The 14,887-nt window shown below is 65.5% G+C and carries 12 protein-coding genes; 2 read left to right on the top strand and 10 right to left on the bottom strand.

The window, feature by feature from the left end; translation table 11 throughout:
- Positions 1-6 precede the first annotated feature (6 nt).
- Positions 7-642: a pyridoxamine 5'-phosphate oxidase family protein gene (locus tag LSQ66_RS23480; RefSeq protein WP_231767579.1), complete on the top strand. Its 636-nt coding sequence runs from the start codon at positions 7-9 to the stop codon at positions 640-642.
- 1 nt (position 643) lies between these two features.
- Here LSQ66_RS23480 and LSQ66_RS23475 read toward each other — a convergent pair whose 3' ends face one another.
- From LSQ66_RS23475 to LSQ66_RS23430, 10 genes are read right to left on the bottom strand one after another with little or no spacing between them, the layout of a single operon-like run.
- Entirely contained in the window at positions 644-2,248 is a 1,605-nt protein-coding gene (locus LSQ66_RS23475; protein WP_231767578.1) for a hypothetical protein, read from the bottom strand.
- Complete coding sequence (locus tag LSQ66_RS23470; RefSeq protein ID WP_231767577.1) at positions 2,245-4,272, bottom strand: DUF4175 domain-containing protein; 2,028 nt, start codon at positions 4,270-4,272, stop codon at positions 2,245-2,247. The genes LSQ66_RS23475 and LSQ66_RS23470 overlap by 4 nt, the downstream gene beginning before the upstream one ends.
- On the bottom strand, positions 4,256-5,266 hold the full coding sequence (locus tag LSQ66_RS23465) for a BatA domain-containing protein (protein WP_231767576.1): 1,011 nt from the start codon (positions 5,264-5,266) through the stop codon (positions 4,256-4,258). Before LSQ66_RS23465 ends, LSQ66_RS23470 begins: the two co-directional genes overlap by 17 nt.
- Positions 5,263-6,147 carry a DUF58 domain-containing protein gene (locus tag LSQ66_RS23460; protein ID WP_231767575.1) on the bottom strand — a complete coding sequence of 295 codons (885 nt, stop codon included), beginning with the start codon at positions 6,145-6,147 and terminating at the stop codon, positions 5,263-5,265. The genes LSQ66_RS23465 and LSQ66_RS23460 overlap by 4 nt, the downstream gene beginning before the upstream one ends.
- 2 nt (positions 6,148-6,149) lie before the next feature.
- Entirely contained in the window at positions 6,150-7,145 is a 996-nt protein-coding gene (locus LSQ66_RS23455; protein WP_269449115.1) for an AAA family ATPase, read from the bottom strand.
- Between the two features lies 1 nt (position 7,146).
- Entirely contained in the window at positions 7,147-7,767 is a 621-nt protein-coding gene (locus tag LSQ66_RS23450; protein ID WP_231767574.1) for a DUF4159 domain-containing protein, read from the bottom strand.
- Positions 7,768-7,771: 4 nt separating this feature from the next.
- A complete protein-coding gene (locus tag LSQ66_RS23445) occupies positions 7,772-9,109 on the bottom strand; it encodes a TldD/PmbA family protein (RefSeq protein ID WP_231767573.1) in 1,338 nt (445 codons plus the stop codon).
- A gap of 11 nt (positions 9,110-9,120) precedes the next feature.
- The gene (locus LSQ66_RS23440) at positions 9,121-10,758 is read right to left on the bottom strand and encodes a TldD/PmbA family protein (protein ID WP_231767572.1); all 1,638 of its coding nucleotides are present in this window, start codon (positions 10,756-10,758) and stop codon (positions 9,121-9,123) included.
- Positions 10,759-10,769: 11 nt separating this feature from the next.
- Complete coding sequence (locus LSQ66_RS23435; protein WP_231767571.1) at positions 10,770-12,107, bottom strand: TldD/PmbA family protein; 1,338 nt, start codon at positions 12,105-12,107, stop codon at positions 10,770-10,772.
- A gap of 11 nt (positions 12,108-12,118) precedes the next feature.
- On the bottom strand, positions 12,119-13,756 hold the full coding sequence (locus LSQ66_RS23430; RefSeq protein WP_231767570.1) for a TldD/PmbA family protein: 1,638 nt from the start codon (positions 13,754-13,756) through the stop codon (positions 12,119-12,121).
- Between the two features lie 226 nt (positions 13,757-13,982).
- Between LSQ66_RS23430 and LSQ66_RS23425 the strand changes: the two genes are divergently transcribed.
- Positions 13,983-14,783 carry a class I SAM-dependent methyltransferase gene (locus tag LSQ66_RS23425; RefSeq protein WP_231767569.1) on the top strand — a complete coding sequence of 267 codons (801 nt, stop codon included), beginning with the start codon at positions 13,983-13,985 and terminating at the stop codon, positions 14,781-14,783.
- Positions 14,784-14,887 lie beyond the last annotated feature (104 nt).

The raw sequence follows: 14,887 nt of genomic DNA, 5'->3' as shown, positions 1-14,887 counted from the left end.
GGAACCATGAACGCACCTTCCGGCCGCACCCAGGTCCGCCGCGCCGCCCATAACGCCTCCTACGACAGCGCGCTGCTGCACGCCATTCTGGACGCTGCCTACGTTTGCCATGTCGCGTTTGCGGACGAGCATGGCGCGCATTGCATCCCAACCGCGTGCTGGCGGATCGGCGAGCATCTCTACATTCACGGCTCGAACGGCAGCAGGATGCTGAAACGCCTGATGGAGCAGGATGCCTGCGTGACGGTGACGCATGTGGATGGCCTGGTCATGGCCCGTTCCGCGTTCAACCACTCGATGAACTACCGTTCCGCCATGGTCTACGGCCGCTTCGAGCTGGTGCCGGACGCCGAGAAACACCCGGCGCTGGAAGCTTTCATGGAACACCTCGCACCCGGCCGCCAGCAGGAGGTGCGGCCCGGGAACGACAAGGAGTACGCGGCAACGACCGTGCTGCGCATTTCGCTGGACGAAGCGGCGTGCAAGGCGCGTACCGGCGGCCCGAAGGACGATGAGGAAGACATGTCCATTCCGGTCTGGGCGGGCGTGCTGCCGATGGCGCAGCAGCGGCTCGAAGCTGTTCCGGAACCGGGCTTCACGGGCCCCGTGCCCGCTTACGTTAGCGGGTGGGCAGGGAGCTGAGTCAACGCCGCTCGCGCCACCAGAGCGCGAGCATGGAAGCGGCCATAATCGCCGCCCACATCCACGCTTCAAGCGAACGGGCAAGCTGCAGAAGCTGCCCGGTTTTCTCTTCCCTTACAGGAGCCGGCTGGCTTCGCGAACGCGCGGCATACAGGGCAGTGGCGTCGTGCCGCAGCGCGCGTTGCCATGCGGGCCAGTCGGCCTCACCGAATACGTGCAGCTTTGCGGCTTGGCCATCTGCCGCGACCTGCATCCAGCCTGCCTTCGCAGGCCAGACTGCTGTACACACCGAACCCGCCTTCTCGGGCCGCCGCTGCAGCGGCGGCACGGCCACCCCATCGACCGTGACTGGAGTACCCGCTGCAAAACCGTCTGCGCATAATTCCGTGCGCAAGCCCGGCACAGGCATCGGGTCCGTAAATCGCCAGCCCCGCTCCTGCGAGGATTCGCGCAATGCGATGTCCAGCACGGACTGCCACCAGTAAGCAAGCGGCGCGGGTTGGCTGATGGCGTAGCGGTGCCAGTCGCTCAAGCCCAGCCAGGTGATGCGGCCTTTCTTCCAGCTGCGCTGCCACAGCCAAGGCCTGCCCTCTGCATCCTTTGCTACCGATGTCCAGGGGCCTTCCCCCACAGGCGCAAGGGGCGCCAGCGGCATCGCGAGCCTGCCCTGCTGATTGCCCACCTGCCGCATATCGTCCTTTTCGCCAGCTGCCAGCTTCAGGGCGACCGCGCGCTGCCACACCTGCTGCTGGGCGGCGCTGGCGCCGAGCACCAGAAGCGGCATCCCCTCGCCCACCTCATCGAGCAGGGCGGCCCGCGCGCTGGCGCCGAGCCCTTCGAACCATGCCGAATCCACGATCATGCCGTTCGGCGCCGAAAGCGGCTCCGAGGGCAGTTCAGAGCGCGCCACGGATTTGCCGAGCTGCGTCTGCCAGTCCAGCACCGCGCCGCTGTCCGCGAGCAGCTGGCTGAGAACCCGAAGGTCAAAGGATGGAGCGGCGAAGCGGCCCCGCAGCTGCAAGCGTACCGGTTCGGTCACGCGCAGCGGCACCGGCCCTTCGGCGATAGTGCTGCCGCTGGCGGAGAGCAGCCTGGCCTTCAGTACCATGTCTTCCGAGACGGGCGGCAGCCAGGCCAGCGAAAGCTCGTTAGCAGGCGCACGTGCCGTCGCTTCGGCCAGGGTCCGCCCATTCTCGGCCAGCAGCTGCAGGCGCCATCCGGCTTCCGCGTCGGCACGCCGCACCATCAGTTCGAATTGCCGCCCGAGTGCGACGGTACGCGGGAACTGCAGCCAAAGCATCTCCGCTTTCGGCTCGCGCCACCGGATGGGCCGTGCCGGAAGATCGTGCCACTCTGCCGCGCGCAGGCCATGGCCCTCCACAACAAAGCTTTCCGCCGTTGACGGCGGGCTCTGCCTGCCCTCTTCCGTGTGCAGTGTGAACGTGCGCGCCGGAAGCACGCCCGGCTGCGGCGCGATCAGCGCAGCGAGGCCTACGCTTGCCATCAGCGCCAGCGCAGCATCGGGCCAGCGGCGGCGAAGCAGGTAGAGGCAGGCGCTGAGCGCTCCCACGGCAAGCGCTGCGATGGACAGCAGCATGGGGTTCATCGCGGCGCCTCCTGCAGCGCTGTGCCGAACCGGGTTCGCACTGCGGTCCGCCCTTGCAGGAGCACTGGCGGCTCGGTGAGGGTGCTGCGCAGCCATGCGCGCAGCGGCGCGCGGCAGGCGGCGCAGCCATCGGCCACGTCCTGCGCGGCGGCCTGCGCCGCCAGCCGGGATTCGTCGTCCGCCAGTTTCGCAAACGCCTCGTTCGCCGTTTTGCGCCAGAGCGCGGGCAGCGGCGCGTCGCCGGACAATTGCTGGACCAGTTCACGGACTTCGGCAGGAATCGGGTCCTGCGCAGCCGCCTGTCTGCGCTTGTAGCTCTGGGCACCGACAGCGTCGCCGCTCAGGCGCTTCTCTTCCTTGATGGCTGGCGGAGCGAAGGCAGTGCGGTGCAGGTAGATCCGCTCCGCCTGCTGCAGCTCCTTGATGGCGTCGAGCGCCTTGTACTCCGGCGCCAGCGCGGACTTCGGCGTAATGGCCGCAAGCGCCTTCTCCGCGTCCCACATGGCGGTGATGGCGCGGCGCAGTACCGTCTTCGTCTGCGGGTCGAAGATCGTTGCGTTGTCTTCCATGTCGTGCGCATGGCCGAACTGCGCCGCGAGGTTGGTGTTGGCGCTCATGGGCTTGTGGTCATGCTCATCATGATCGGTATCCGCAAACAGCGTGGATTCCTCGCCGAGGAACTGGCCATAGCGGCGCCGCAACTGCGCCTGGTCGGCCGCAATGCCTTCGCTACGTTCGCGCACGACTGCGGCGCTCAGCTTCTTCGCCTGCATGTCGGCCAGAAGCTGTTCCGTGTCGATGATGATCTGGCGCTGGCTGCGCAGGTTCTCGGGCTTGACCATGCTGGGCAGCGCCGTGGCGTCCAGCGATTCCTGCTGCGGCCCCGGCAGGCGCAGGGTGTAGGTTGGCGTCTGCACGGTGTGCGGATGCTCCGGGGCGTTATCGCTTGCACGGACGAAGAAATAGAGCTCATCGCCCGGTTCCATGCCGAGTTCCGCCAGCGTCCACACCTTCTGCCAGTTTCGCACTCGCGGATCGGCGCCGCGCGGCAGGGGCACTTCACGGTCGCTGAAACGGATGTTCTCTCCGCTGCCGCGCGCAAGCGTCAGGTGCAAGGTCGCCCGTTCGATGCCGTAATCGTCTCTCGTGTTCACGGCAAGCCTGACCGACTGGGCTTCCTTCGGCAATACGGTGACCGCTTCCGCGGGCGCCACAACAGTCACTACAGGCTCCTGGTCCGGCAGCACGCGGATATTGAAGCGCTGCGAAGCCTGGCCTCCGCTGCGCCAGAACACCGACTGGTCCGCCACCCAGCCAGCGCACTCGCCCGCACGGATTGCGAGGCTGCTTCCATCGCTCATCTCCACACGGGCTTCCGCGCCTTGCGCGCACCAGCGCAGGGATGAATGCTGCGGCACCTGCAAGTCGCGCGGCTGCGTGGAGTACGGCTTGCCACCGGTGTAGGACGGCGGAGCGATATGCAAGACCAGTTCCGCCACGGGCGTTACCGTCTTCACGCCGGCGGGAGACGCTTGCTGCGGGCGGGAGGCCTTCGGCGCGGCGCCCAGCACCGCAAGGGTCAGCGCGGCGAAAGCCGCCAGCGCAAAGGGAACGAGGTTGAGCCTTATATGCCTGGACACCAGCCGCCTGCACGCGGCGGCGTCGAGCTGTTCTTCGGCGCGGGCCACGATGCGGCTGCGCTGTAGCCGAGCGACAGCGCCCGCTGGCGCCGTCGCCAGCAGCGCACTGCTGTCCTCGAGCTGCGGGTAGGCGGCGTCCAGCCAGGAAGTCCATTCCCGCCGTACGCGCTTACGAAGCTGCGCCTTATCGCATCCTATCCACGCAAGCGCCGCCAGCAGGAGCGCACCGGCGGCGCCCGTGATCCAGCCTTGCCATACCAGCGTGAATCGCAGGACGCACAGAGGCGGCAGGCATGCGAGCACCCAGCCGGGAGCGCGGCGGCGCACCACGGCGGTGTGGAGCGCCGCCAGTATGGAGGCGCTGAAGTCAGTTTCGGCGCGCATGAGCCAGAACTCTTTCCAGGATAAACAGCGCAAGCATGGACAGGGCGAGCCACGCCGACGGCCGGGCCTCCGGCGCGGTGGCGCTGCCTGAGGCCCTGAATTCGGCAGAAGGCATCCGGTATGGCGCGGGTTCAAAGGCCAGCTGCCGCCAGGCTTCGTAGATCGCTCGCGCCTTATCCGGGTCCTGTGCGGGCCAGTCGGGTGAGCTCCAGCTGCGGCCCTGAGAAGTATCCGCCACTGCAAGCCGGATGCCGGCGCTGGCCACGGCCATAGCGCCGGCAGGCGGCGCCGAGGTACGCCACCACAGGGGCGCCCGCCATCCGGCAGGCGGATCGCCCGGGCGGTCCCAGATCACCAGCTCCGTTTCCGGCGTTGGCGCCTGCGCGATCTCATGGCGCTCGCCTGCGGCCGCGAATGCGGCGATCATCGCGCGCCACTGCGGCTCGCGCTCGCCGGTTGTCGCCAGCACCAGATGGCGCACCGCGGGCCGCAGGGGCTCGGTACCGGCGGGAGGAAGAACGCGTATAGTCAGCGCGAGGCCGGGCTCCGGACGGCGGGCAGGCATGGGCAGTCCGGGCGCGAGGATCAGCAGCCTGGCGTTGCGCCGGAACTCAAACCGGTGGGCTTCCAGCCATGCCAGCGGATCGGGCGGCAGCACGACGACGCTGGCGGAAGCCATGCCCGCCGCCGCGCTCTCGCGCGCCACCACATCGCGTCCCAGATTTTCGTGCACAAGCACGGTATCACCCCGCCAGGGGAACACGGTGACCGCGAGCCATGCGATAAGGTTCAAAAGGAGCAGAAGGCGTAGCAGGAGCAGTAGCCTGTCGATCCACTGCGGCACGCGCTGCTGCTGCGGCGCCGCCTGCGGCAGGAAGCGGGCAGTGGCCAGCGCCTCGGTCTTCGTACGCTCGCGCCGCCGCATATGCCACCACAGGGGTAGAGCAAGGAGGGGCAGTGCAAACCACCACAGCGGCTGAAGCATGGAAATCATCGCAGCCGCTCCGTCCGCAGCCACTGCCGCAGCACTTGCGCCAGCGGCTGCTCGATGCAGGCCATCGCCAGCGGCACGTCGTTCTTCCGGCATGCTGCAGACACGGCAGTCATGTGCGCGGAGAGGGATGCCACATAACTCTCGCGCCCTTCCTTGTCGAACCGGTGCAGGCCTTCCGGCAGTTCAGGGTCGCGGTAGGCTGCGCCGTTCCTGAAACCGCCCGTGGCTTCGGCCTCCGTTTGCAGGGCAAGCAGCCGCACGTCGTGCCGCATCCTGCGCAGGCGCAGCAGGGATTCGCCCAGAGGAGAAGGCCAGTCCAGGAAGTCGCTGGCGGCGAACACCATGGCAGGAGCGTGAAGGAACTGCATGGCGCCGCGCGTTGCCGCCTCGCTGGGCAGCCGTCCGCTCGCTCTGGTGCGCGACAGCGCGGAAAGCACGCGCTGGAGCTGGCGCGGTCCGCGCGAGGCGGGCGTGAACTCGGCCTTGCCATCGGAGCACACGATGAGGCCGAAAGCATCGCCCTGGCGCTGCGCAATGGCGGCGACGCAGGCCAGCGCCGTGCGCGCGAACCAGAGCTTGTCCAAACCCTCAACGGAACGGCTTGGCTCGGCCATCGAGGCGCTGGCGTCGAGCCAGAGCCAGACGGCGACATGGCTGTCCCGCTCCGCCTCGCGCACGTAGTAGCGGTCGGCGCGGGCAAGCAGCTTCCAGTCCACACGGCGCCATTCGTCGCCGGGCGCGTAGGCGCGGTATTCGGAGAACTCGACACCGGCGCCTCGTTCGCGGCCCGCATGGATGCCGTGGCCCAGTCCCGCCAGCACGTGGCGGATGACGAGGTCCAGGTTCGCGGAATGCGCGAGCAGCGCCGAGGTATCCAGCATGCCTAGTCTGGGCGGATATGCTCGCGCAGGGCAGCCAGGACGTCGGCAATAGCAACGCCGTCCGCTTCGGCTTCGAAGTTGCGCAGCACACGGTGGGCCAGCACCGGCAGCAGCATGGCGGCGATATCATCGCGCGTCACGGCGAGGCGGCCTTGCATCAGCGCGCGCGCCTTGGAGGCAAGCACCAGCGCCTGCCCCGCACGCGGGCCAGCTCCCCAGCCGATATGCTTCTGCACCATCGGCACAGTGCTTTCCGCCGGGCGCGTTGCCCGCACCAGCCTCGTGGCGTAGCGCAGCAGATGGTCCCCGATCTGGATCTCGCGCACCAGCGCTTGAAGCCGCAGCAGCGTGGCCACGTCCATGGCGGCAGGTGCATCGTTCAGGCCTGCGTGCGTGGTGGCGGCCACCATTGCGATCTCTTCGTCCTCGCTGGGATAGCCGACGTCGATGCGCAGGAGGAAGCGGTCGAGCTGCGCCTCGGGAAGCGGATAGGTGCCCGCCTGCTCGATGGGGTTCTGCGTGGCGAGCACGAAGAACGGCTTTGGCAGGGCGTGCGTCTGGCCCGCGAACGTCACCGCGCGCTCCTGCATGGCCTCGAGCAGCGCGGACTGCGTTTTGGGCGGCGCACGATTGATTTCGTCCGCCAGCAGCACCTGCGTGAAGACGGGGCCCTGCTGGAAGCGGAACTCTCGCTTGCGCGTGGCCGTGTCCTCCTCCAGGATCTCCGTGCCCACGATGTCGGACGGCATAAGGTCGGGCGTGAACTGCACGCGGCGAAACTGCATGCTGGTCGCCTGCGCCAGCGACTTGACGAGCAGGGTCTTGCCCAGGCCCGGCACTCCCTCCACCAGCGCATGCCCGCCTGCCAGCAGGCAGATCACAAGCGAGTCGATCACTTCCTGCTGGCCGATAATGACCTTGCCCATGCTGGCCTTCAGTGCGGCCACTTTCGCGGTCAGGCCCGCGATCTCGTTTTCGTTCCACCCGCTCTCGGACACGTCATGCTCCCAGCGCATATTGAATGATATTGACAGCAAAGCGTGTGTTGTCCACCGCTAGCCACCGCTTGTTCCGGAAATCGTAATCCCACTCGCAGCCGTAGTCCTTGTTGCTGTACAGGACGCGCACCCGGCCGCCGATCTCGATTGCACGCAGATAGTCGTGCACGAGATCATCGCCCCAGCCGTTCAGCTCCACGCTCGTATTGGGCGGGCCGTCGAACTGGAAGAAGCTCGAATAGACCGGATGGCTGTTCGGGATCTTGTGCAGCGCCCTTGGGCCGAAGATCTTCGCCATCTCGGCCTCGAAGGACTTGGCGAACAGACCGTCGATATCGTGGTTGCAGTCGTCCACGAATACGAAGCCGCCGCCCTTCACGTAGCGTTCGAAGTTCCGGCGCTCCGCCGCCGTGAACTGCACCAGCTTGTGGCCTGCCAGGTAGCAGAACGGAGCTTCCAGCATTTTCGGATCGGAAAGCGCAACAATGCGCTCCACGGTATCCACGCGTAGGGTGGTGTACTCCACCAGGGAATTGAGCACATTGCTGGGCATACGGATGTCCACATCCCAGTCGCCCGACTCGTAGCTCAGGCGCGTGAAGTAGAAATCGTATGCCGCCATGGCGTCAGACCGCGTCCGACTTCGAGGTGAAGTTGAACTCCCGGACCTTCATCGCTGGCACCATCATGCGGAAACGGGAGTCCGCTTCGCCGATCAGCATGGGCTTGCCGAGCTCCTCGATGTTGTTCAGCATGGCGACCGGGCTTTCGTTGAAGCGGAAGTTCTTCACTGGGTACTTGATCTGCCCGTTCTCCACATAGAACGTGCCGTCGCGCGTGAGGCCTGTCAGCAGCACGGACTGGGGATCGACCATGCGGATATACCAGGTGCGCGTGACGAGAATGCCCTTCTTCATACTGGCCACCAGCTCCTCGGTGGACTTGCTGCCGCCCGCCATGATGATGTTGCCATGGCTCGCGGTGGCCGCCTTGCCCTGCTTCTGGGCCCAGAAGCGGCTGTATTCCAGCGATGCCACCTTGCCGTCGCGGATAAGGTCCGTACGGGCGCGTGCCATCATCGAGCTCTGGTCCCATGGCAGCACGGGCGCGTTCGGGTCCCACGGATCGGCCCAGACGCTCACCTGCTCGTCGAACAGCTTGTCGCCGACGCGGTTGCCGCCGCCTTTTTTGGCGAGGAAACTGCGTCCCTCGTCCGCCGCACGCGCGTCGAAGGCGCCGAACATGAAGTTCAGCAGGTCGGAGGAAGCGTTCGGCTCCAGGATCACGGTGTAGCGGCCCGGCTCCAGCGCCTTGGCTTCGACCGAGCGCAGCGCCTTCTCGATTGCCACCTCGGACGCCGAACGCGCATCGAACTGCTTCGGATCGTAGGCGGCGCGGCTTACCCAGCCAGAACCGCTGCCGTCCTCGGTGCGCGCGGTAAGGGTGAAGTTCAGGCTGGCCAGCTCCTGGTAGCCGAAAACGCCATTCGAGTTGGCGATGCATTCGAAGCCCGTGTGGTCGGAGAAGAAGCCTGCGGCAACAAGGCCCTTCTTGCGGGCGGCGTCGATACTCTGGAACGCCACTTCGGCGCGGTATTCAGGATCGAAGGCACTGGCGTTCGGGTTGAAGGTGGCGGACGGCTTGAAATCCTGCTTGCCGATGGCGGGCAGGAACTCCGGGTTCTCCGGCGCGAGGCGCGCCACTTCCTCCGCGCGGCGCACGGCCTTTTCCAGCGACTTGTCGTCGAACTCGTTGATCGTGGCCGTTCCCTGGCGCTTGCCGAAGGCGACGCTGACGGACAGCTGGGTGTTCTGCACCTGCCCCGCAGTGGACACGCTGTTGCGCGCATAACGCACGTTGCCCTTGCGGCTGCCGCTCATGGCCACGCGGCATTCGTCTCCTTTGGACAGCGCCATCACCTTCCGCGCGATAGTCTGTGCTTCTTCCTGGTTCAGCAGTTTCATGGGTGCGTTCCTTAGTCGATCTTGCGGGCGGTGTTGATCACGTTGATGCCGTTGAAGCGCGTGGTGGAGGAACCGTGGGACACGGCGCTCACCTGCGATGGCTGTCCCTTTCCGTCGAAGAAGGAGCCGCCCATGCGCCAGTCGCGCTCATCGCACATGGCGGTGCACGCATTCCAGAAATCCTGGGTATTCGCCTGATAGGCCACGTCGCCCAGGGGCTGGGTGATCTTTCCGTCCTTGATTTCGTAGAACAGCTGGCCGCCGAACTGGAAGTTGTAGCGCTGCTGGTCGATGGAATAGGAGCCGCGGCCCAGGATGTAGATGCCCTTCTTTACGTCCTTCACCATTTCGTCCGGCGCCAGCTTCTTCCTGCCCGCCTTGAGCGAGACATTGGGCATGCGCTGGAACTGCACGCTGCTCCAGCTGTCGGCGAAGGAGCAGCCATGCGACTCCTTCTCGCCGATGATGTGAGCCTGGTCGCGCGTGGCCTGGTAGTTCACCAGCACGCCGTCCCTGATGATATCCCAGCGTTTCGCTGGCACGCCTTCGTCGTCGTAGCCCACGCAGCCGAGGGAGGCCGGAGTGTTCTTGTCCGCCTCGAAGTTGACGATCTTCGAGCCGTACTGGAATTTCTTCGACTCCCACTTGTCCAGGGTGGCGAAGCTGGTGCCTGCGTAGTTGGCTTCGTAGCCGAGCACGCGGTCCAGCTCCGTGGCATGGCCCACGGACTCGTGGATCGTCAGGAAGAGATGTTCGGGACTGAGCACCAGGTCGTACTTGCCCGGCTCAACGGATTTGGCCGTGAGCTTTTCCTTTGCCTGCCTGCCCGCCGCGCGCGCATCCTCGACCAAGTCGTAGGAGCCGTTATACAGCGTGGTCACGCCGCCCGCCGCGCGGATCTTGTGCTGCGGCTTCGCGTCGAGGAATTCGTAGCCCATGCTCACTGGCGACGAGAGGCCGTCGCGCGTGCGGAACTTGCCGCTGGCCTTGTCCACCGCCGTGGCGGTGAACGGCACCCACAGGCGGTGGAAGTCCTGGTCGATATAGGAGCCGTCGGTGGATGCAAAATACTTCTGCTGGTTCACCTGGAAGAGCATGGACTGCATGAAGGACGCGCCGGCGTCCATGCCAGCCTTGTTTGCCGCAATGAGCATTTCAGCCTTTTCCTTGACGGGCACGGTGCGCCAGTCCTTGGTGAAAGGCGTAGCCCAGGCGACTTCGCCGGCGCCCTTCACCGGCGCCAGGCGCACCGGCTCGGACTGCAGGCGGGCGTTGGCCTTGGCAATGGCTACCGCCTGGCGCGCCGCATCGGCCACGGCGTCCAGCGTCATCACATTGGTGGCCACGAAACCGTAGGCGCCGTTGGCGACGACGCGCACGCCCACGCCGCTGGATTCCGTGTTGACGATGTTCTCCACGTTCAGGTCGCGCGTGGTGATGAACTGGTTCAGGTAGCGGCCGATGCGCACGTCGCAATAGCTTGCACCGGCTTTCGTTGCCGCGTTCATGGCCGCATCGGCCAGCGACTTCTTGAAGGCCACGGCCATGGGGTTGATCAGCTGCTCTTCGGCGATGGCCTCGCCGAAAACGGGAATCAGAAGGGCGCCGCCCGCGGCGGCGCTCACTTTGAGGAAGGTGCGGCGTTCCACTTGCTCTCCTGTTAAACCGCGTCGGACAGCGAAGTGAAGTTGAAGTCCCGCACCCTGATCGAGGGAATCAGCATCTGGAAGGGGCTTTCATCTCCCGACAGCACTTCCGGACGGCCCAGTTCATCGATGTTGTTCAGCATCGTCACGGGGCTTTCGTTGAAGCGGAAGTTCTTGATCGGATGCTTGATCTTGCCGTTCTCGATGTAGAAGGTGCCGTCGCGCGTGAGGCCGGTGAGCAGCACGGACTGCGGGTCCACCATGCGGATATACCAGGTGCGCGTGACGAGAATGCCCTTCTTGGTCCCGGCGATCAGCTCCTCGGTGGACTTGCTGCCGCCCGCCATGATGATGTTGCCCGGCTGGCCGACGGCGCGCTTGCCCTGCTTCTTCGCCCAGTACTGCGAGTAGTTCATGTTGGCGACCTTGCCGTCCTTGATGAGGTCCATGCGTTCGCGCGCCAGCAGGTTCTGGCTGTCCCACGGCAGCACCGGCACATCCTTGTCCCAGGGGTCGGCCCAGATGTTCACCTGCTCGTCGAACAGCTTGTCGCCCAGGCGGTTCTTGCCGCCCTTCTTGGAAAGGAAGCTGCGCCCCTCGTCCGCGCTGCGCGCGTCGAAGTCGAAGAACATGTAGGCCATGAGGTCCGACGATGCGGCGGGCTCCAGGATCACGGTGTAGCGGCCCGGCTCCAGCGCCTTGGCATCGACGGAGCGCAAGGCCTTCTCGATGGCGATATCGGAAGCGGCGCGCGGGTCGAAGCGGGCGACGTCGTTGGCGTCGCGCCTCACCCATCCGGAGCCGCGTCCGTCCTCGGTGCGAACGGTGCAGGTGAAGTCCACGCCGGTCTGCTGCTGGTAGCCAAACACGCCGCGCGAGTTGGCCACGGTCTCGAAGGAGGTGCGGTCGGTGAAGAAGCCTGCCGCCACCAGCTTGTTCTTGCGGCTCTGCTCGATGCTGTAGGCCGCCACCTGGGCGCGGTACTCGGGATCGATGGCGGCCGTCTTCTCGCTGAAGGTGCTCGATGCGCGGAAGGCCTGCTTGTCCGGCGTGGGCATGAATTCCGGATTCTCCGGCGCCAGGCGGGCCAGGTCTTCGGCGCGGCGCACCACCTTTTCCAGCGACTTGTCGTCGAATTCGTTGATGCTCGCCGTGCCCTGCTTCTTGCCGAAGGCGACGGAGACGCTCAGCTGCGTATCCTCCACCAGGCCCGCCGTGGATACGGCATTGCGCGCATAGCGCACATTGCCGGTGCGGGCGCCGTTGATCGTCACCACGCATTCGTCGGCCTTGCAGAGCGACAGCACCTTGTCGCTGATGCGGCGGGTCTCGTCCTGATTCAGAATCTTCATCGTTCCTCCCCTCAGCCGATCTTGCGTGCGGTGTTGATCACATTGATGCCGTTGAAGCGCGTGGTGCTCGAGCCGTGCGACACGACACTCACCTGCGATGGCTGCCCCTTGCCGTCGAAGAAGGAGCCTCCCATGCGCCAGTCGCGCTCGTCGCACATGGCGGAGCAGGCGTTCCAGAACTCCTGGGTGTTGGCCTGGTAGGCCACGTCTTCCAGCTGGCGGGTGATCTTGCCGTCCTTGATCTCGTAGAACAGCTGGCCGCCGAACTGGAAGTTGTAGCGCTGCTGGTCGATGGAGAACGAGCCGTCGCCCACGATGTAGATGCCCTTCTTCACGTCCTTGATCATTTCGTCCGGCGTGAGCTTCTTCGCACCGGGCTTGAGGGAGACATTGGGCATGCGCTGGAACTGCACGCTGCTCCAGCTGTCCGCGTACGAGCAGCCGTGCGATTCCTTCTCGCCGATGATGTGCGCCTGGTCGCGGGTGGCCTGGTAATTCACCAGAACGCCGTCCTTGATGATGTCCCAGCGCTTGCACTTCACGCCTTCGTCGTCGTAGCCCACGGCGCCCAGGGAGCCCGGTTCGGTCTTGTCCGCGACGATGTTCACGAGGTCCGAGCCGTACTTGAACTTCTTGCTCTGCCACTTGTCCAGGGTAACGAAGCTGGTGCCCGCGTAATTGGCCTCGTAGCCGAGAACGCGGTCCAGCTCCGTGGGGTGGCCCACGGATTCATGGATGGTGAGCCACATATGTTCGGGGCTGAGCACCAGGTCGTATTTGCCCGGCTCCACGGATTTGGCGGTGAGCTTGGCCTTGGCCTGCTTGCCTGCGGCGCGCGCATCTTCGATCAGGTCGTAGGACTTGCGGTACAGGGTGGTGACGCCGCCCGCCGCTTTCAGCTTGTCCTCCTTGCGGCCGTCCAGGTATTCGTAGCCCATGCCCACCGGCGTGGACAGGCCGTTCCGCGAGCGGAACTTGCCGCTCGCCTTGTCCACAGCCGTGGCCACGAAAGGCATCCAGAGGCGGTGCAGGTCCTGGTCGATATAGGAGCCGTCCGTCGAGGCGAAGTACTTCTGCTGGTTCACCTGGAAGAGCAGCGACTGCATGAAGGAGGCGCCGCCTTCCATGCCAGCCTTGTTGCCCGCGATGAGCATCTCGGCTTTTTCCTTGATAGGCACCGTGCGCCAGTCCTTGGTGTATGGCGTGTTCCAGGATACTTCGCCGACGCCCGGCGTTGGTGCGAGCTGCACGGTTTCGGACTGCAGCTTGGCATTCGCCTTGGCGATGGCGACCGCCTGGCGCGCGGCGCCAGCCACGCCGTCCGGCGACATGTCGTTGGTGGCCGCGAAGCCGTAAGCGCCGTTGGCGATCACGCGCACGCCCACGCCCGCCGACTCGGTATTGGTGACATTCTCCACGTTCAGGTCGCGCGTGGTGATGAACTGGTTCAGGTAGCGCCCGATGCGCACGTCGCAGTAGCTGGCGCCAGCCTGCGTGGCGGCGCCCATGGCGGTATCGGCCAGCATCTTCTTGAATCTCACGTCGGCGGGCTTGAGCAGTTCCTCGGCGGCGATGGCGCGGCCGAATGGGGGGAGCAGCAGGCCGCCGAGGGCAAGACCGCCGAAATTGAGAAATGCGCGTCGTTCCATATTATCTCCAGGGGTGATGTAAGTACCTGAGCAGCGTGCCGACTAACGCAATTAATGTGCCACAAACGCAAGAGAAAGCAAGCCCGCCAGCGCTGGACGCCGGGGCGGACATGGCTGTCCGCCTGTCCGCAAAGTGTCCGCACGGTGTCCGGTGCGGACACTTGACCGCAACCGTGAGTTACACCATCATCGGGGCGGCATTCCCCCACATCACATGGAGAAGAGCATGAAACGAGTCTTTGCGGCCGCCCTGCTGGCCTGCAGTTTTTCCGGCGCGGCCCTGGCCGACGAGGCGCTGAAGGCAGCCATCGCAGGCAGCCAGCGCACACCGGAGAACGTGAAGCGCGACGTGTACCGCCACCCCTACGAGACCCTGACTTTCTTCGGCATCCGCCCCAATATGACGGTGGTGGAGCTGTCGCCGGGCGGCGGCTGGTATACGGAGATCCTGGGCCCCTACCTGAAGGAGCAGGGCAAGCTGATTGCTGCCGGGAATACGCCGGGTTCGAGCAACGAGAACGTGCGCCGCGGCGCGGTACGTTTCCAGCAGAAGCTCGACGCCAACCCCGCCTTTTCCAAGGTGCAGCTGGGCGCCTTCGAACCCGCGGCAGGCGTCTACAGCTACGCGCCGCGCGGCAGCGCAGACATGGTGCTCACCTTCCGCAACATCCATAACTGGACCGAGACCGGCGAAGCGAACATGAAGAAGCTCTTTGCCAGCGTGTACGACTCGCTGAAGCCGGGCGGCGTGTTCGGGGTGGTGGAGCACCGCCTGCCCGCCTCGCGCCCAGCGGAGCCGGATTCGGGCTATGTGCACGAGGCTTACGTGGTGAAGCTGGCGGAGAGCGTGGGTTTCAAACTGGCCGGCAAGTCGGAGGTGAACGCCAACCCGAAGGATACGGCGGATCACAAGGGAGGCGTGTGGGCGCTGCCGCCGACCTACACGAACAAGGATACCGACCGCGCCAAGTACCAGGCGATCGGCGAAAGCGACCGCATGACGCTGAAGTTCGTAAAACCGAAGTAAGAAGCAAAAGGCCGGGAATGAATCCCGGCCTTTTTTTCAGTCCCGCGTCTGGAGGCGGCTCATGAAAGCCGCGAAGGCCAGCACGCCGAGAGCGAGAGAACCGC

This window comes from Massilia endophytica (assembly GCF_021165955.1).
Taxonomy (GTDB): Bacteria; Pseudomonadota; Gammaproteobacteria; order Burkholderiales; family Burkholderiaceae_D; genus Rugamonas; species Rugamonas endophytica.
The sequence above is the reverse complement of the archived record's forward strand: the minus strand, read 5'-3'. Positions and strand labels throughout refer to the sequence as shown.

Excerpts from the sequence above, each read along its gene's own strand:
- LSQ66_RS23475 (WP_231767578.1), bottom strand. The coding sequence starts at position 2,248 with ATGAACCCCATGCTGCTGTCCATCGCAGCGCTTGCCGTGGGAGCGCTC.
- LSQ66_RS23465 (WP_231767576.1), bottom strand. The coding sequence starts at position 5,266 with ATGATTTCCATGCTTCAGCCGCTGTGGTGGTTTGCACTGCCCCTCCTT.
- LSQ66_RS23480 (WP_231767579.1), top strand. The coding sequence starts at position 7 with ATGAACGCACCTTCCGGCCGCACCCAGGTCCGCCGCGCCGCCCATAAC.
- LSQ66_RS23450 (WP_231767574.1), bottom strand. The coding sequence starts at position 7,767 with ATGGCGGCATACGATTTCTACTTCACGCGCCTGAGCTACGAGTCGGGC.
- LSQ66_RS23470 (WP_231767577.1), bottom strand. The coding sequence starts at position 4,272 with ATGCGCGCCGAAACTGACTTCAGCGCCTCCATACTGGCGGCGCTCCAC.
- LSQ66_RS23430 (WP_231767570.1), bottom strand. The coding sequence starts at position 13,756 with ATGGAACGACGCGCATTTCTCAATTTCGGCGGTCTTGCCCTCGGCGGC.
- LSQ66_RS23435 (WP_231767571.1), bottom strand. The coding sequence starts at position 12,107 with ATGAAGATTCTGAATCAGGACGAGACCCGCCGCATCAGCGACAAGGTG.
- LSQ66_RS23425 (WP_231767569.1), top strand. The coding sequence starts at position 13,983 with ATGAAACGAGTCTTTGCGGCCGCCCTGCTGGCCTGCAGTTTTTCCGGC.
- LSQ66_RS23460 (WP_231767575.1), bottom strand. The coding sequence starts at position 6,147 with ATGCTGGATACCTCGGCGCTGCTCGCGCATTCCGCGAACCTGGACCTC.
- LSQ66_RS23445 (WP_231767573.1), bottom strand. The coding sequence starts at position 9,109 with ATGAAACTGCTGAACCAGGAAGAAGCACAGACTATCGCGCGGAAGGTG.